At 71.3% G+C, this 15,868-nt stretch carries 15 protein-coding genes; 10 read left to right on the forward strand and 5 right to left on the reverse strand.

Annotated features, from left to right (window positions below):
• Positions 1–447: isocitrate lyase/phosphoenolpyruvate mutase family protein (locus tag Q7T15_RS10760; RefSeq protein ID WP_304696129.1), on the reverse strand; the 447-nt coding region annotated here is incomplete at its 3' end.
• Between the two features lie 88 nt (positions 448–535).
• On the opposite strand from Q7T15_RS10760, the gene Q7T15_RS10765 reads away from it, so the two are divergent.
• Positions 536–1,819, forward strand: coding sequence for an ATP-binding protein (locus Q7T15_RS10765; protein ID WP_304696131.1), 1,284 nt, complete (start codon positions 536–538; stop codon positions 1,817–1,819).
• Here Q7T15_RS10765 and Q7T15_RS10770 read toward each other — a convergent pair whose 3' ends face one another.
• Positions 1,820–3,220 (reverse strand): MFS transporter, encoded by a 1,401-nt coding sequence (locus tag Q7T15_RS10770; RefSeq protein ID WP_370689143.1) that lies wholly within the window; start codon positions 3,218–3,220, stop codon positions 1,820–1,822.
• 108 nt (positions 3,221–3,328) lie between these two features.
• Here Q7T15_RS10770 and Q7T15_RS10775 point away from each other — a divergent pair, with 108 nt between their 5' ends.
• From Q7T15_RS10775 to Q7T15_RS10795, 5 genes are all read left to right on the forward strand, one after another.
• Positions 3,329–3,616 (forward strand): VOC family protein, encoded by a 288-nt coding sequence (locus tag Q7T15_RS10775; protein WP_304696135.1) that lies wholly within the window; start codon positions 3,329–3,331, stop codon positions 3,614–3,616.
• A 125-nt stretch (positions 3,617–3,741) separates the two neighbouring features.
• The gene (dnaK, locus tag Q7T15_RS10780; RefSeq protein ID WP_304696137.1) at positions 3,742–5,595 is read left to right on the forward strand and encodes a molecular chaperone DnaK; all 1,854 of its coding nucleotides are present in this window, start codon (positions 3,742–3,744) and stop codon (positions 5,593–5,595) included.
• Positions 5,596–5,597: 2 nt separating this feature from the next.
• A complete protein-coding gene (locus Q7T15_RS10785) occupies positions 5,598–6,308 on the forward strand; it encodes a nucleotide exchange factor GrpE (protein ID WP_304696139.1) in 711 nt (236 codons plus the stop codon).
• 6 nt (positions 6,309–6,314) lie between these two features.
• Complete coding sequence (locus Q7T15_RS10790; RefSeq protein ID WP_304696141.1) at positions 6,315–7,286, forward strand: DnaJ C-terminal domain-containing protein; 972 nt, start codon at positions 6,315–6,317, stop codon at positions 7,284–7,286.
• A 44-nt stretch (positions 7,287–7,330) separates the two neighbouring features.
• Positions 7,331–7,747, forward strand: coding sequence for a heat shock protein transcriptional repressor HspR (locus Q7T15_RS10795; protein ID WP_304696143.1), 417 nt, complete (start codon positions 7,331–7,333; stop codon positions 7,745–7,747).
• 18 nt (positions 7,748–7,765) lie between these two features.
• Here Q7T15_RS10795 and Q7T15_RS10800 read toward each other — a convergent pair whose 3' ends face one another.
• On the reverse strand, positions 7,766–9,826 hold the full coding sequence (locus Q7T15_RS10800; RefSeq protein WP_304696145.1) for an ATP-binding protein: 2,061 nt from the start codon (positions 9,824–9,826) through the stop codon (positions 7,766–7,768).
• Between the two features lie 52 nt (positions 9,827–9,878).
• On the opposite strand from Q7T15_RS10800, the gene Q7T15_RS10805 reads away from it, so the two are divergent.
• On the forward strand, positions 9,879–10,247 hold the full coding sequence (locus Q7T15_RS10805; RefSeq protein WP_304696147.1) for a response regulator transcription factor: 369 nt from the start codon (positions 9,879–9,881) through the stop codon (positions 10,245–10,247).
• A gap of 28 nt (positions 10,248–10,275) precedes the next feature.
• Entirely contained in the window at positions 10,276–11,427 is a 1,152-nt protein-coding gene (locus Q7T15_RS10810; protein ID WP_304696149.1) for a class I SAM-dependent methyltransferase, read from the forward strand.
• 30 nt (positions 11,428–11,457) lie between these two features.
• On the opposite strand, the gene Q7T15_RS10815 is transcribed toward Q7T15_RS10810, so the two are convergent.
• Positions 11,458–12,132, reverse strand: coding sequence for an NADPH-dependent F420 reductase (locus tag Q7T15_RS10815; RefSeq protein WP_304696151.1), 675 nt, complete (start codon positions 12,130–12,132; stop codon positions 11,458–11,460).
• A 184-nt stretch (positions 12,133–12,316) separates the two neighbouring features.
• Here Q7T15_RS10815 and Q7T15_RS10820 point away from each other — a divergent pair, with 184 nt between their 5' ends.
• Both Q7T15_RS10820 and Q7T15_RS10825 read left to right on the forward strand, forming a co-directional pair.
• Positions 12,317–14,482: an ATP-dependent Clp protease ATP-binding subunit gene (locus tag Q7T15_RS10820; RefSeq protein WP_304696153.1), complete on the forward strand. Its 2,166-nt coding sequence runs from the start codon at positions 12,317–12,319 to the stop codon at positions 14,480–14,482.
• 196 nt (positions 14,483–14,678) lie between these two features.
• Positions 14,679–15,731 (forward strand): zinc-dependent alcohol dehydrogenase family protein, encoded by a 1,053-nt coding sequence (locus Q7T15_RS10825; protein WP_304696156.1) that lies wholly within the window; start codon positions 14,679–14,681, stop codon positions 15,729–15,731.
• 22 nt (positions 15,732–15,753) lie between these two features.
• Here Q7T15_RS10825 and Q7T15_RS12365 read toward each other — a convergent pair.
• On the reverse strand, positions 15,754–15,868 hold a 115-nt coding region (locus tag Q7T15_RS12365; RefSeq protein WP_370689082.1), incomplete at its 5' end, for an integrase core domain-containing protein.

The raw sequence follows: 15,868 nt of genomic DNA on the forward strand, positions 1-15,868 counted from the left end.
GACGCGCGCGGCGGCCTCGGCGATCGGACGGCGGTCGCTCGTCGCGCCCGCGAGGGAGTCCTCGATGTTGAGCCCCGCCGCGCCCGCCTCGATGAGGCGCGCGACGTTCGCCTGCACGCCCGCGGCGTCGGGCGCGTAGCCGCGCTCGAAGTCGATGCTCACGGGCAGGTCGGTGGATGCCGTGATGCGGCGGGCCGCATCGAGCGCCATCTCGACGGACATGCCCTCGCCGTCGGGCACGCCGTAGGCGAAGGCGACCGCATGGCTCGCCGACGCGAGCGCGCGCACGCCGGGGGTGCGCGCGACGATGCGCGCCGTGATGGCGTCCCACACGTTGACGACGACGAGCGGGTCGCCGGGCACGTGCAGGGAGGAGAGGAGGGCTGCCTTGTCGGCGGTGGTCGGAGCGGGGCTCGGGGCGGCGGTGGGCGCGGCGGAGTCGGTCATGCGCTCACTCTGCCAGCCGCGCGGATCTGGGGGCTGAATCCCAGCCGGGTCGTGGCGCGAGGGCGGTGGTCGGCTGTGATCATGGAGCATGAGCCAGATCCGCCTGCGCGACTACCAGGCCGCCGACATGGATGCCGTCCTCCGACTGTGGGACGAGGTGCGCGCCGAGGGCGCCGAGCCCGTCTACGCGCTCGCGGAGGTGCTCGCCTCGTGCGAGAAGGACCACGCCGTCGTCGCCGTCGACGGCGACGCCGTGCTCGGCGTCGGCGTCGCCCGCGCGGCGCACGACCAGGGCTGGATCGTCTTCCTCGCCGTGACCGCGAGCGCCCGCCGGCACGGGCTCGCGGGGCGGATCCTCGCCGGGCTCGAGCAGCGGATGGCGCCGCAGGGGCTCACGCGCCTGTCGATCCTCGTACCCGATCAGCAGCAGCAGTTCGGCGCGCTCACGAAGGCGGGATTCCAGGACCGCGCCCACCTGAGCTACTTCGAGCGCGAGATCCCGGTCAAGCAGCGCGAGCTCGCCGTGCTGCGCGAGCTCGGCGGCCGCATCCTGCCGCGCGATCTGTGGAGCTCGATCGCGGGCATGCGCACCGAGAAGGAGCTGCTCGAGCGCCGGCTCGTGCTGCCGCTGTCGGACCCGGCGCTCGCCGATCAGTTCGGCGTGCAGCCGCCGCGGTCGATCGTGCTGTTCGGCCCTCCCGGGACCGGCAAGACGACGTTCGCGAAGGCCGTCGCCTCCCGGCTGCAGTGGCCGTTCGTCGAGGTCTTCCCCTCGCGGCTCGCCGCCGGGCCCCAGGGCCTCGCGGGCGGGCTGCGCGAGACCTTCCAGAGCATCGCCGACCTCGACCACGTCATCGTCTTCATCGACGAGGTGGAGGAGATCGCCGGCCAGCGCGGCGGCGAGCCGCCATCCGCCATGCAGGGCGTCACGAACGAGCTGCTCAAGATCATCCCGGCCTTCCGCGACTCTCCCGGCCGACTGCTGATCTGCGCGACCAACTTCATCCGCGCGCTCGACGCGGCGTTCCTCCGCCACGGGCGGTTCGACTACGTCATCCCGATCGGGCTGCCCGACGCCGCGGCGCGCGAGGCGATCTGGTCGCGGTACATCCCCGACGCGGTCGAGGGCGAGGTCGATCTCGCGCAGCTCGTCGCGCGCACCGACGGCTACTCGCCCGCCGACATCGAGTTCGCCGCGCGGTCGGCGTCGCAGGCCGCGCTCGAGCAGTCGGTCTACGGGGTCGATGGCGCGGCCGTGCGCGGCCCGTCGACCGCCGACTACCTCGCGGCGATCGACCGCACCCGCGCGACCGTGTCGGCGACCGAGGCGGCCGAGTTCCGGGAGGACATCGCGGCGCTCGCGCGCGCCTGATCAGCTCGCGATCTCGCCGCTCTCGGCCCGCGCGGTCGCCGGCGGGGCCTTCACGAACAGGAGCATGATGCCGCCCGCGAGGAGCACGATCGTGATGCCGAGGATGCCGTACAGCGTCTGGTTCGCGGCGACGGCGATGAAGACGCCCCACAGCAGCGAGGCCATCCAGCCCGCGGCGCGGCCCGTCGTCGCGTAGAGGCCGAAGACCTCGCCCTCGCGACCGGCCGGCGTGACGCGCGCGAGGAACGATCGCGAGGCCGCCTGCGCAGGTCCGACGAACGCCGCGAGCACGATGCCCACGGCCCAGAAGAGCCCCGAGCCCAGGTCGGCGAAGAAGAACACGATGAGCGTGCACGCCACGAGGCCGAAGATCGAGACGAGGATGACGCGCTTGGGCCCGAAGCGGTCATCGAGGCGCCCGGCGAGGATCGTCGACACCCCCGCCACGATGTTGAGCGCGATGCCGAAGATGACGAGGTCGGTGAAGCCGAATCCGAAGACGATTCCGGCGATGACCGACCCGAACGTGAACACGGCGGAGAGCCCGTCGCGGTAGACCGCGCTCGCGAGCAGGAACCAGAACGTCGGCCGCGTCTCGCGGTAGAGCCGCTGCACGCCGCGCACGAGCTCGACGTAGCTGCGGAAGAAGCCGACCTTCTCGGCCGCGGCGAGCTTCGGCGGCTCGGGGACGCTGAGGAAGATCGGGACGACGAAGATCGCCGTCCAGATGGTGGCGCCGAGCGCGATGAGCTGGAAGGTCGAGGCGGAGTCGCCGTCGAGCACGCCGCCGAGGATGAGCCCGACGACGATCGCGAGGGCGACGATGCCGCCGAGGTAGCCGAAGCCCCAGCCGAGGCCCGAGACCCTGCCGATCGTCCTGGGCGTCGAGACCGAGATGAGCAGGGCGTTGTAGTTGACCCCGGCGATCTCGCCGAAGATGCTGCCCGCCGCGATGAGCGCGACGCCCATCCAGAACCACTCGGCTCCCGGCTGGACGAATGCGAGACCGAGCTGCGCGACGACGAGCAGAGCGGTGAAGACGAGCAGCTGCAGCTTCTGCCTGCCGGCGCGGTCGGCGCGCTGCCCGAGCACGGGCGCGAGGAGGGCGATGAGCAGGCCGGCGACCGTGATGCCGTACCCGAGATTGCTCGCGAGCTGCCCGAGCGCTGCTTCCTCGCGAGCGGTGCCGATGACCGCCGGATCGACGAAGAAGGTGCTCGTGAGGTAGCTCGGCACCCACACGAAGGTCAGCAGCACCGTGTTGAACGGCTGGGTCGCCCAGTCGTAGAGCGCCCACGCGAAGACGCGACGGCGGGGCACCTGGATGCCCTCCTGCAGGTCGAGGCCCATGACCCCGACTGCGAGGGTGTTCGCCGCGACCGGGATCGACTTCTCTGTCATGCGCTCACGGTACTGCCGGCCGGTGAACCGCGGGTGTCGCGGGGGTGCGCGTGTCAGCCCGCGTCGCTATCGTCGAGGCCACCTCATCCCTCGACGACGGAGTCCGAGATGCAGCTCTCCTACCTGTTCGCGCCCGTGACCGACCTCGAGGCGGCCGCCGCCTTCTACCGCGACGTGCTCGGGTGGGAGGAGGCCTGGCACGAGGGCGAGACGACGATCGCCTTCGCCCCACCCGAGGGCGACGCGCGGGTCATGCTCGACACGACGGAGTGGCCCGCCGGGCCGATGTACCTCGTGCCCGACCTCGCCGCGTGGCTCGCGCGGCAGCCTGACCCGCGAGGGGCCCGCGCGGCTCGCGCGCACGCTCAGCGCGAACACGGCACCGCTCCCGCCTGAGAATTGAGTCGGGATGGCGCAAGTTCGAGGCGGCTCGACTTGACAGCGAGCATCCGCATTCTCAAACTTGACATTGCACGGCTCAAGTTCGCCCGTGCCCCCGATCCTCAGAAGGAGCAACCCCCATGGCCCGTGCCGTCGGAATCGACCTCGGTACCACCAACTCCGTCGTCGCCGTCCTCGAGGGTGGCGAGCCCACCGTCATCGCCAACGCCGAAGGCTTCCGGACGACCCCGTCGGTCGTCGCCTTCACCAAGGACGGCGAGGTGCTCGTCGGCGAGACGGCCAAGCGCCAGGCCGTCACCAACGTCGATCGCACCATCGCCTCGGTCAAGCGCCACATGGGCACCGACTGGAAGCAGGAGATCGACGACAAGAAGTACACCGCGCAGGAGATCTCGGCGCGCATCCTCGCCAAGCTCAAGCGCGACGCCGAGCAGTACCTCGGCGAGATCGTGACCGACGCAGTCGTGACCGTGCCCGCCTACTTCATCGACGCCGAGCGCCAGGCCACGAAGGAGGCCGGCGAGATCGCGGGCCTCAACGTCCTGCGCATCATCAACGAGCCCACCGCAGCGGCCCTCGCCTACGGTCTCGACAAGGGCAAGGAGGACGAGCTCATCCTCGTCTTCGACCTCGGTGGCGGAACCTTCGACGTCAGCCTGCTCGAGGTGGGCAAGGACGACGACTTCTCGACCATCCAGGTGCGCGCGACCGCCGGCGACAACCGCCTCGGCGGCGACGACTGGGACGGCCGCGTGGTGAGCTACCTCATCCAGCGCTTCAAGGAGACCACGGGCGTCGACGTCAGCAACGACAAGATCGCCAAGCAGCGCCTCAAGGAGGCCGCGGAGCAGGCGAAGAAGGAACTCTCGAGCTCGATGAGCACGAACATCCAGCTCCCGTACCTCTCGCTCACCGAGAACGGCCCCGCGAACCTCGACGAGTCGCTCACGCGCGCCAAGTTCGAGGAGCTCACGAAGGACCTCCTCGAGCGCACCAAGAAGCCCTTCGAGGACGTCATCCGCGAGGCGGGCGTCAAGGTCGCCGACATCGCGCACGTCGTGCTCGTCGGCGGCTCGACCCGCATGCCGGCCGTCACCGAGCTCGTCAAGAAGCTCACCGGCGGCAAGGAGCCCAACAAGGGCGTGAACCCGGATGAGGTCGTCGCCGTCGGCGCCGCCCTTCAGGCCGGCGTGCTCAAGGGCGAGCGGAAGGACGTGCTGCTCATCGACGTGACCCCCCTGAGTCTCGGCATCGAGACCAAGGGCGGCATCATGACGAAGCTCATCGAGCGCAACACGGCCATCCCGACCAAGCGCAGCGAGACCTTCACGACGGCCGACGACAACCAGCCGTCCGTAGCGATCCAGGTCTTCCAGGGCGAGCGCGAGTTCACGCGCGACAACAAGAACCTCGGCACCTTCGAGCTCACGGGCATCGCTCCCGCGCCCCGCGGCATCCCGCAGATCGAGGTCACCTTCGACATCGACGCCAACGGCATCGTGCACGTGTCCGCGAAGGACAAGGGCACCGGCAAGGAGCAGTCGATGACGATCACGGGCGGCTCGTCGCTCGCGAAGGAGGACATCGAGCGCATGGTCCGCGAGGCCGAGGAGCACGCCGCTGAGGACAAGGCGCGCCGCGAGGCCGCCGAGGTCCGCAACAGCGCCGAGCAGCTCGCCTACTCGATCGACAAGCTCATCGCGGAGAACGCCGACAAGCTGCCCGACGACGTCAAGGGCGAGGTGCAGGCCGACGTCGACGCGCTCAAGACGGCGCTCGCCGGCACCGACGACGAGGCCGTGAAGACCGCGTACGACGCTCTCAACCAGTCGCAGACCAAGCTCGGCGAGGCGATCTACGCCGCGTCGCAGGCCGAGGAGTCGGCGGCCTCCGAGCCGCAGAGCTCCTCGAGCGACGAGGACGTGGTCGACGCCGAGATCGTCGACGACGAGGACGACAAGGACAAGAAGTAGTCATGGCCGCACGCAAGCGCGACGACGACGAGCAGAAGCCCGTCATCAAGCGGCGACGCCGCATCGACGACGAGACCGGGAAGGTCACCGACCTGACTGCGGACGGCACGCCGGAGAAGGACGCCGCTCCCGCCGCGGGGGAGGCCGATGAGGCCCCCCTCGCGGAGGACGGCGCACCGACCGACGCGGAGACGATCGAGGACCTCTTCTCGGTCGAGGACGCGGACGTCGAGGTGTCGGAGACGGGTGCGAGCCTCGACGCCGACATCGACCGCATCCTCTCCGAGGCCGGGCAGAAGGAGATCGCCGAGTACCGCGACCGCGCCGCGCGCGCGGAGGCGGAGCTCGCGAACTTCCGCACGCGCGTCGAGCGCGACCGCGCCGCGAACCGCGAGGCGAACATCGCCGAGGTCATCCGCACGCTGCTCCCCGCGATCGACGACCTCGATCGCGCCGAGTCGCACGGCGACCTCGCCGGGAGCCCCCTCGAGCTCGTCGCGCAGAAGCTGCGCAGCGGATTCGAGCGCTACGGCCTGCAGAAGGTCGGCGAGATCGGCGAGCCCTTCGACCCGAACCGGCACGAGGCGCTCGTGCAGCTGCCGAAGCCCGACGTCACGAGCAACGTGGTGGGCGACGTCATCGAGGTCGGCTACGTCCTCGGCGACCGCCTGATCCGCGCTGCGAAGGTCGCCGTCTTCACGCCCGAGGGGTAGGCGCCGATGGCCAGCAACGACTGGTTCGACAAGGACTTCTACAAGGTCCTCGGCGTGCCCAAGACGGCGACGGAGGCCGAGCTCAAGAAGGCCTACCGGAAGCTCGCCCGGCAGTACCACCCCGACTCCAACGCCGGCGACACCGCGGCGGAGGCGCGCTTCAAGGAGATCAGCGAGGCGTACTCGGTGCTCTCGGATCCGTCCGAGCGCGCCGAGTACGACCAGCTGCGCGCGATGGGCTCCGGTGCGCGCTTCACCGCGGGCGGACAGCCGGGCGGCTTCGAGGACGTCTTCGGCGGGATGTTCGGCGGCGGCGCCCCCGGTGGGCGCCGCGCGCAGTCGGCGGGCTTCGACGACATCTTCGGGAGCATGTTCGGCGGGCAGTTCGGCGCCGGTGGAGCATCCGCCGGATTCGGGCGGGGCCCGCAGAAGGGCCGCGACCAGACCGCGCAGGTGACCCTCGACTTCCTGACCGCCATCCACGGCGACACCGTGCAGCTCGAGCGCGAGGGCGGACGACCGCTCACCGTGAAGATCCCGCCCGGCGTCGCGGACGGCCAGAAGATCCGGCTGCGCGGCAAGGGCGAGGCGAGCATGACCGGGGGCGACCCGGGCGATCTCGTGCTGAGCGTCACCGTGCGGCCGCACCCGGTGTTCGCCCGCGACGGGCTCGACCTGCGCCTCGACGTGCCGGTCACCTTCCACGAGGCGGCCCTCGGCGCGACCATCGAGGTGCCGACCCTCAGCGGCGAGACCGTTCGACTGAAGGTCGCGCCCGGCACGCCGAGCGGGCGCGTGCTGCGCGTCAAGGGTCGCGGCGTCACGACCCCGAAGGGCACGGGCGACCTGCTCGCGACCGTTCAGGTCGCGGTGCCCGGCAACCTCAGCGCCGACGCGAAGAAGAAGCTCGAGGCCTTCGCGAAGGCCCTCGGCGACGAGAACCCGCGCGACGACCTGCTCGCGAGGGCGAAGGGCTGACCGGCGATGACGCCGATGCCGTGGTGCGAGGAAGGAGCGCGGTGATGGACGAGTCGACCCCGCTGTTCGCGATCGCGGTCGCGGCCGAGCTCGCGGGCATGCACCCGCAGACGCTGCGGCAGTACGACCGGCTCGGCCTCGTGTCTCCGACGCGGACGGCCGGCCAGAGTCGGCGGTACTCGATGCGCGACGTCGTGCAGCTGCGCGAGATCGCGCGGCTCGGCGCCGAGGGGCTCAACCTCGAGGGCATCCGGCGCATCCTCGACCTCGAGAACGAGAACCGCGCCCTGCGCGCGCGCGTGCGCGAGCTCGAGACGGCGCTCGCCGACGAGCTGCTCGCGAAGCCCGGGCGGCGCGTGTTCGCGGCCGGCTCCGAGGGCGAGGTCGTGACCCTGCGGGCGGGCACCCGCGCCCAGAAGGCGAACCAGCTCGTCGTGTGGCGACCGCTGCGCCGGAGCTGAGGACGCGCTCCGGCGCTGCTAGGCGGTCGCGGTCGTGGACGGCGCGGGCGACGGCGACGGCGCGGGGGTCGGGCCCGCAATCATCGTGTCCGCGAGGGGAAGCCGGACGACGAACCGCGTGCCGCCGAGCGGCGAGTCGGCGATCTCGATCGTGCCGCCCTGCAGCTCGACGAGCGAGCGCACGATCGACAGGCCGAGGCCCGTTCCCGGGGCCGCGAGCTTCGCCTCGTCGTTCGAACGGTAGAAGCGCTCGAACACGCGCCCCCGGTCGGCGCGGCTGATCCCGACGCCCGAGTCGTCGACCTCGAGGATCGCCTGGCCGTCGCCGACCCGCGTCGTCAGCCGGATCGACCCGCCCGCCGGAGTGAACTTGATGGCGTTGGAGAGCAGGTTCGTGACCACGCGCGCGATCGAGGTCTCATCGCCGACGACGATCGGGTCGGGATCGTGCAGTCGCGACTCGACCGCGATGTCGGCGGAGGCCGCCGTGCGCGCCTGCTCCTCCACGGTCTCGTCGACGATGCGGTTGAGCGGCACCGATCCGGCGGCGCGCACGGGATTCGGCGAGGTCATCCGCCCGAGCTCCAGGAGCTGCTCGACCATGCCGGCGAGCCGTTTCGAGTTGCGCATGATCACCTCGGTCATGACGTGCTCCTCGGGCGACGCGATCTCGTCGAGGTCCTCCGCGAACCCCAGGATGCTCGTGATGGGCGTCCGCAGCTCGTGGCTCACGGCCGAGACGAAGTCGTCCTTCTGTCGCGAGAGCGCACGCAGCTCCTCCGCGACGGCCCGCTCGCGCTCGATCACGTGCGCCATCGCCTCGCGCGCCGCGACGTGGTCGCTGACGTCGACGAGCTGGATGCCCGCGATGACCTCTCCGCCGGGTGCGGGCACGAGGCTGCCGAACACCTGCCAGCTGCGGCCATCGGGAAGGGTGAGCTCGTGATTGAGGTCGTCGACGGGATCGTCGAGCCAGCTCCCGACGACCGAGGGCAGCCATCCGCGCGCCACGATCTCGGCGGCGGTCGCATTCGCCTCGAGGACCTGCATGCCCTGCGTCGGCGTGGAGCGCAGGACGACGAACCCGACCTGGGCGCCGAGGAAGCCGCCCCGCATGACGGCCGCCTGCCGCTCCTTCTCGGTCGCGAGGGCCTCCCGCTCGCCACGCACGGCGGAGAGGAACAGGGCCGTGATGCCGGCGGAGATCATGAAGAGCTGGACGATCCACCCCGGGTCGTCGATGCCCTGCGCGTAGCCGAACGGCCCGCCGTTCGCGACGACGATCGTGGGAGCGATCGCGGCGACGACGATGAGCTCGACGACGACGAACAGCGGCGAGAATCGCGAGGCCGCCCAGGCGAGGAGCGGGAAGAGGGTGAAGATCATCGGAACGGGCAGCGTCGGCGTGAACACGATGACGCCGACGGCGATGGTCACGGCGAGCTGCACGATGCCCTCGACGCGTCGCGGGATCGACGGGCGCGCCCGCGGCAGCGGCACGAGCGCGAGCGGCACGATGAGGATGAGCGCCGACGCGTGCGAGGGCACAAGAGCCGTGAATGAGGCGATCGGGTCGGCGCCGACGAGGACGAGGATCGTGAGGGCGCCCTCGATGCCGATCGTGACCGAGGCCGCGAGCACGGCGATGAGGAACCGGCCGAGTCCGCGCATGGTCGACAGGAGCGCTCCGCGCGACTGCGGACCGAGGACGACGACGAACACCAGCAGTTCGATCGCGAGGATCACCGCGGCGGTGATCGCGAAGGTCAGCGGCCGCCCCACCGCGATGTTGGAGATGAATCCGACGGCGCCGATGAGGACGAGAACCTGCCAGCGAGGTCCGCGGTAGAGCAGGTAGATGAGGGCGCCGACGCCTGCCGCGGGCCACCAGATGGCGACGCCAGACCCCGGGGCGGTGATGTAGAGCGCGGCGAATCCCAGCAGGAAGCTCAGCGCGGAGAGCCCGCCGATCACAGCCAGGTACCTCGGAAGGGACCACGACGCCGATCGCTGGATGAGCGTCGGCGCGGTCAGCGCGGTGTGTGCTGACACCGACTCAGTTTGCTGAATCGCCTTCATGGCCTGACACTAGTCCCGTGAGGCGCAGTGCGCCGGGAAAGCGGGCTCCATCATGGCGCGTGTTCTGATCGCCGAGGACGACCCGGACATCCGCGCGCTCGTCGCCCGCCGCGTGACGCAGCTCGGCCACGAGGTGCTCGAGGTGCTCGACGGTCAGGCCGCTCTCGACATCGCTCTCGCCGCGGAGCTCGACCTCGTCCTGCTCGACTGGATGATGCCGACTCACACCGGCCTCGACGTGTGCCGGGCGATCCGCGCCGATGCCCGCGTCGGGCGCATGAAGATCGTCATGCTCACGGCCAAGGCCCACGAGGACGACCTTGCGCGCGCCTTCTCGGCCGGGGTCGACGACTACGTCATCAAGCCGTTCCGCGGCCTCGATCTCCAGCAGCGGCTGAGCGCGCTCCTCGACGCCCGATAGCGTGGAGGGCTGACCGGGAGGGGGCCGCATGCACGCGAACGACGTCGCCGCCCTCATCGACCCCGTCCTCGCCGCGCTCCGCCGTCGGCCCGATGTCGAGGCCCCCGAGCTGCGGTCGCACGACGCCGCCGACCGACTGCTGCTCGAGCTCGCCGCGTCTGATCACGCCGAGGCCGTCGTCGGCCGCGAGGTCGTCGTCATCGGCGACACCCACGGGGCGCTGACGCTCGGCGCGCTCGCCCTCGGCGCCCGTCACGTGCGCGTGCACCAGGACTCGATCGTCGCCGAGCGCGCGCTCGCCGCGAACGCCGCGGCGCTCGGGCTCTCCGCGTACAGCCATCACCCGCTCGCCGAGGTCGCGTCGACGGATGCCCGTCTCGCCCTCGTGCGCCTCCCTCGCGCTTTCGACGCCCTCGATGCGATCGCGCGCGCGGTAGCTCGCGGCTCCGACCCGGGCGTCGGCCTGCTCGCGGCGGGCATGGTCAAGCACATGAGCCTCGGCGCGAACGACGTGCTGCGCGGGTCGTTCGGCCGCCTCGACGTGAGCCTCGCGAAGCGCAAGGCGCGGGCGCTCGTTGCACGGTCTCCGCTGCCCGCGGGCGAGATCGCCGAGCTCGAGCCCGCGCGCGCCCGCGACCGCGACCTCGGGCTCGAGGTGGTCGCGGTTCCGGGGGCCTTCGCCGGAGCATCCGTCGATATCGGCGCGCGCGCACTCATCGCGGAGCTCGACGGCGCGCCCCGCGTCGGCGCGGGCGGCACCGTCATCGACCTCGCGTGCGGCACGGGCCTCATCGCCACGACGCTCGCCCGGCTGAACCCCGCGGCGCGCGTCGTCGCGAGCGACGTGTCGGCCGCCGCCGTCGCGAGCGCGCGGCTCACCGCGGCCGCGAACGGCGTCGATGTCGAGGTCGCGCAGGACGACGGGCTCGGGGCGCAGCCCGACGCGAGCGCCGAGCTCATCGCGCTCAATCCGCCCTTCCACGTGGGGGCGGCCGTGCACACCGGCATCGCCCACCGGCTGTTCGCGGAGGCCGCGCGCGTGCTGCGGCCGGGCGGCGAGCTCTGGGTGGTCTGGAACTCGCACCTGCGCTATTCGCCGGCTCTCGAGAGAGCGGTCGGGCCCACGCGCCAGGTGGCGCGCGGGCCCAAGTTCACCGTCACGGCGTCGACGCGGCGCTGAGCGCGCCCGCCGCCGACGCCGCGGCGCGGGTCACATGTCGCGGTAGCGCTTCGCCTCCGCGAGCTTCTCGCGCAGCTCCTCCGCCGTGAAGCGGGGGATGTACCCGGGGGTGTCGCGCTGGATCCGCCAGCTCTCGGCGAGCCCGCCGCCGTTGACGACATCGAAGCCGATCGCGTCGATGAGGCCGGTGACCTGCTCGACCGCACCCGCGTCGTCGCCGTAGACGGCGAGCGCGCGACGGCCGTCGGTGCCGGGCGCCTGCGCGTGATCGGTGATCTCGGTGGCCGGGATGTGGTTGAACGCCTTGACGACGCGCGCGCCCGCGAAGTGCCGCGCCACGAGCTCGGAGGTCGTCGTGCTCTCGTCGTCGAGCTCGGCGATCTGGCCGTCGCGCTGCGGGTAGTAGTTGTTGGTGTCGATCACGATGCGACCCTCGAGCAGGTGCGCGGGGATGTCCGTGACGGCCTTCAGGGGGATGGTCACGACGACGAGCTCCCCCGCCTGCGCGGCCTCCTCGACGGTGCCGGCGGTCGCGGTCGCCGCGCTGCCCGCTGCGCGCGCCTGCGCCTCGACATCGGCGACGAGACCGGCGAGCGAGGCCGGGCCGCGGGAGTTCGCGACGACGACGTCGTGCCCGACGCGCGTGAAGGCGTGGGCGAGCTGGGAGCCGATGTTGCCTGATCCGATGATTCCGATGGTGGTCATGGGGGGTGCAACGGCTCGGCGCGCGCGGCATTCCCCGGCGCGGATCACGCGCGGCTGCCGCGCGTTCGCCGTGAGCGTGCATTCCCTCTGGCGCCGCGCCCGTCGCCGGCCGTAAACTTGAGTCACGCGGGCTCAGGTTTTGACGCCGCGGCCAGGTCCACCCCGTTCAGAGGAACACACGCACATGGCCAACATGCAGGGCGCCCCCTCCAGCCAGGAGAAGCAGAAGTCCGCCCTCGAGCAGTACGGGATCAACCTCACCGAGATCGCGCGCTCCGGCAAGCTCGACCCCGTGATCGGGCGCGACGCCGAGATCCGCCGCGTCAGCCAGGTGCTCAGCCGCCGCACCAAGAACAATCCCGTGCTCATCGGCGAGCCGGGCGTCGGCAAGACCGCCGTCGTCGAGGGCCTCGCCCAGCGCATCGTCGCGGGCGACGTGCCCGACTCGCTCAAGGACAAGCAGCTCGTCGGCCTCGACCTCGCCGCTCTCATCGCCGGCGCGAAGTACCGCGGCGAGTTCGAGGAGCGCCTCAAGGCCGTGCTCAAGGAGATAGACGAGTCCAACGGTCAGGTCATCACCTTCATCGACGAGCTCCACACGCTCATGGGCGCCGGCGGCGGCGAAGGCTCGGTGGCCGCCGCGAACATGCTCAAGCCCATGCTCGCCCGCGGCGAGCTGCGCCTGATCGGCGCGACCACGCTCAACGAGTACCGCGAGTTCATCGAGAAGGACGCCGCGCTCGAGCGCCGCTTCCAGCAGGTCTACGTCGGCGAGCCGAGCGTGGAGGACACGGTCGCCATCCTCCGCGGCCTCAAGGAGCGCTACGAGGCCCACCACAAGGTCGCGATCGCCGACAGCGCCCTCGTGGCCGCGGCATCCCTCAGCAATCGGTACATCACGAGCCGCCAGCTCCCAGACAAGGCGATCGACCTCGTCGACGAGGCCGCGAGCCGCCTGAAGATGGAGATCGAGTCGAGCCCCGTCGAGCTCGACGAGCTCAAGCGCGCCGTGACCCGCCTCGAGATCGAGGAGCTCGCGCTCAAGAAGGAGAAGGACGACGCGAGCAAGGCGCGCCTCGCGAAGCTGCGCGACGAGCTCAAGGAGAAGACCGCGCAGCGCGACGCCCTCCAGCGCCGCTGGACGGCCGAGAAGTCGGGCCTCACCGCGGTCGGCGACCTCAAGACGCGCCTCAACGACGCGCGCATCCAGCTCGACCGCGCGATGCGCGAGCAGCGCTACGAGGAGGCCTCGAAGCTCAACTACGAGGTCATCCCCGCGATCGAGCAGCAGCTCGCCGAGGCCGAGACCGTCGAGGCCGGCCCGCGCATGGTCAACGACCAGGTGACCGATGAGGACATCGCCGCGGTCGTCGCCGCCTGGACGGGCATCCCCGTCGACAAGCTCACGCAGGGCGAGACCGAGAAGCTGCTCACCCTGGAGGCCGAGCTCGGCAAGCGCATCATCGGGCAGAGGGATGCCGTGGTCGCCGTGAGCGAGGCGGTACGACGCACGCGCGCCGGCATCTCCGATCCCGACCGGCCGACGGGCAGCTTCCTGTTCCTCGGCCCGACGGGCGTCGGCAAGACCGAGCTCGCGAAGGCGCTCGCCGACTACCTGTTCGACGACGAGAAGTCGATGGTGCGCATCGACATGAGCGAGTACGGCGAGAAGTTCAGCGTCTCGCGGCTCATCGGCGCCCCTCCCGGCTACGTCGGGTACGAGCAGGGCGGTCAGCTCACCGAGGCCGTGCGTCGCCGCCCGTACTCGGTGATCCTGCTCGACGAGGTCGAGAAGGCGCACCCCGAGGTGTTCGACCTGCTCCTGCAGGTGCTCGACGACGGCCGGCTCACCGACGGGCAGGGCCGCACGGTCGACTTCCGGAACACGATCCTCATCCTGACCTCGAACCTCGGCTCGCAGCTGCTCATCGACCCGTCGCTCGACTGGGACGCCAAGGTCGCGGGCGTCAACGACCTCGTGCGGCAGTCGTTCAAGCCCGAGTTCGTGAACCGCCTCGACGACATCGTCGTGTTCTCGACGCTCTCGACCGACGACCTCGGCCAGATCGTGTCGCTGCAGATCGACCGTCTCGAGCGCCGCCTCGCCGATCGCCGCCTGCAGCTCGCGGTGACGCCGGATGCCCGCACCTGGCTCGCCGAGCGCGGCTACGACCCGATCTACGGGGCACGCCCGCTGCGTCGGCTCATGCAGCACGAGATCGACGACGCGCTTGCCCGCGCGATCATCGGCGGAGAGATCCACGACGGCGACGTCGTGCGCGTCGACGTGCTGCCGGGCGACGAGGACGGGCTCGCGGTGACGCGCATGGAGGACGTGCCGACGCTGTAGGGCGCGTCGGCGCTGGCGTCGACGATGGCACCGGTGATTGCCCCGTGCCGAAGGCGCTCTGTCGGTCACTTGTTGCGGGTGACTCCACGACGCAACCCAACAACTGACCGATAGACCCGCGGGAGCGCACGCCCGAGCGGGCTCCCCCCGCACCGCACCCAGTGACCGCCCACGCCGGCTCGCTACCCTCGAGCCCATGCGTGCAACGGTGATCCACGGCCCCCGCGACATCCGCCTCGAGGAGGCGCCCGACCCGCAGCTCAGCGGCACCGGCCGCGACGCGATCGTCCGCGTCGTCGCCGCGTGCGTGTGCGGCAGCGACCTGTGGCCCTACCGCGGCGTCACCGAGACGAAGGAGCCGCGGCGCATCGGCCACGAGTTCGTCGGCGTCGTCGAGCAGGTCGGCGACGACGTGAGCGCCGTGAAGCCCGGCGACTTCGTCATCGCCCCGTTCTACGACTGCGACATGACATGCGCGAACTGCGTGAACGGCGTGAGCCCGTCGTGCCTCAACGGCAACTGGTGGGGCCGCGACGACCGCGACGGGCACTTCGCCGACGGTGCGCAGGGCGAGTTCGTGCGCGTTCCGAGCGCCGACGGCTCGCTCGTCGCCGTCCCCGGCCCCATCGACGACGCGATGGTGCCGCACCTCCTCGCGCTGAGCGACGTCATGGGCACCGGGTGGCACGCCGCCGTCTCGGCGGGCGTCGGCCCCGGCTCGACGGTCGCCGTCGTCGGCGACGGAGCCGTCGGCCTCTGCGGCATCATCGCCGCGAAGCAGCTCGGCGCCGAGCGCGTCATCGCGATGTCGCGCACCCCCGAGCGCCAGGAGCTCGCGCGCGTCTTCGGCGCCGACGAGATCGTCGCCGAGCGCGGAGACGAGGGCATCGAGCGCGTGCAGGCGCTCACCGATGGGCTGGGCGCGGATGCCGTGCTCGAGTGCGTCGGCACCGCCGAGTCGATGGACCAGGCGATCCGGTCGGCCCGCCCCGGTGGCCGCGTCGGCTACGTCGGCGTGCCGAGCGGCGGAGCGGAGCTCCCGATCCGTACCCTCTTCGGCTCCAACGTCGGAGTCGCCGGCGGCGTCGCGCCCGTGCGGAACTACGTCGAGCAGCTCCTCCCGCTCGTGCTCGACGGCACGATCGAGCCGGGCCGTGTCTTCGACCTCGAGCTGCCCCTCGCCGAGGTCGCCGAGGCCTACGCGGCGATGGACGAGCGCCGCGCGATCAAGGTGCTCCTCCGCCCCTAGCTGTAGTTCCCAGTGACGTTGTTCATGCTGCCGCAAGTGCGGTGATCGGGCTTCTGTGGCCCAGAGAGCCATGGGGTCGCTGCGTGTTGTAGTAGCGAACCCATTCTGGCAGGACCGCCCGACGATGCTCACTGTCG

It is taken from the genome of Microcella sp. (assembly GCF_030645145.1).
Taxonomy (GTDB): Bacteria; Actinomycetota; Actinomycetes; order Actinomycetales; family Microbacteriaceae; genus Microcella.

Excerpts from the sequence above, each read along its gene's own strand:
- Q7T15_RS10795 (WP_304696143.1), top strand. The coding sequence starts at position 7,331 with ATGGACGAGTCGACCCCGCTGTTCGCGATCGCGGTCGCGGCCGAGCTC.
- Q7T15_RS10790 (WP_304696141.1), top strand. The coding sequence starts at position 6,315 with ATGGCCAGCAACGACTGGTTCGACAAGGACTTCTACAAGGTCCTCGGC.
- Q7T15_RS10770 (WP_370689143.1), bottom strand. The coding sequence starts at position 3,220 with ATGACAGAGAAGTCGATCCCGGTCGCGGCGAACACCCTCGCAGTCGGG.
- Q7T15_RS10805 (WP_304696147.1), top strand. The coding sequence starts at position 9,879 with ATGGCGCGTGTTCTGATCGCCGAGGACGACCCGGACATCCGCGCGCTC.
- Q7T15_RS10820 (WP_304696153.1), top strand. The coding sequence starts at position 12,317 with ATGGCCAACATGCAGGGCGCCCCCTCCAGCCAGGAGAAGCAGAAGTCC.
- Q7T15_RS10800 (WP_304696145.1), bottom strand. The coding sequence starts at position 9,826 with ATGAAGGCGATTCAGCAAACTGAGTCGGTGTCAGCACACACCGCGCTG.
- Q7T15_RS10825 (WP_304696156.1), top strand. The coding sequence starts at position 14,679 with ATGCGTGCAACGGTGATCCACGGCCCCCGCGACATCCGCCTCGAGGAG.
- Q7T15_RS10765 (WP_304696131.1), top strand. The coding sequence starts at position 536 with ATGAGCCAGATCCGCCTGCGCGACTACCAGGCCGCCGACATGGATGCC.
- dnaK (WP_304696137.1), top strand. The coding sequence starts at position 3,742 with ATGGCCCGTGCCGTCGGAATCGACCTCGGTACCACCAACTCCGTCGTC.
- Q7T15_RS10785 (WP_304696139.1), top strand. The coding sequence starts at position 5,598 with ATGGCCGCACGCAAGCGCGACGACGACGAGCAGAAGCCCGTCATCAAG.
- Q7T15_RS10810 (WP_304696149.1), top strand. The coding sequence starts at position 10,276 with ATGCACGCGAACGACGTCGCCGCCCTCATCGACCCCGTCCTCGCCGCG.
- Q7T15_RS10775 (WP_304696135.1), top strand. The coding sequence starts at position 3,329 with ATGCAGCTCTCCTACCTGTTCGCGCCCGTGACCGACCTCGAGGCGGCC.
- Q7T15_RS10815 (WP_304696151.1), bottom strand. The coding sequence starts at position 12,132 with ATGACCACCATCGGAATCATCGGATCAGGCAACATCGGCTCCCAGCTC.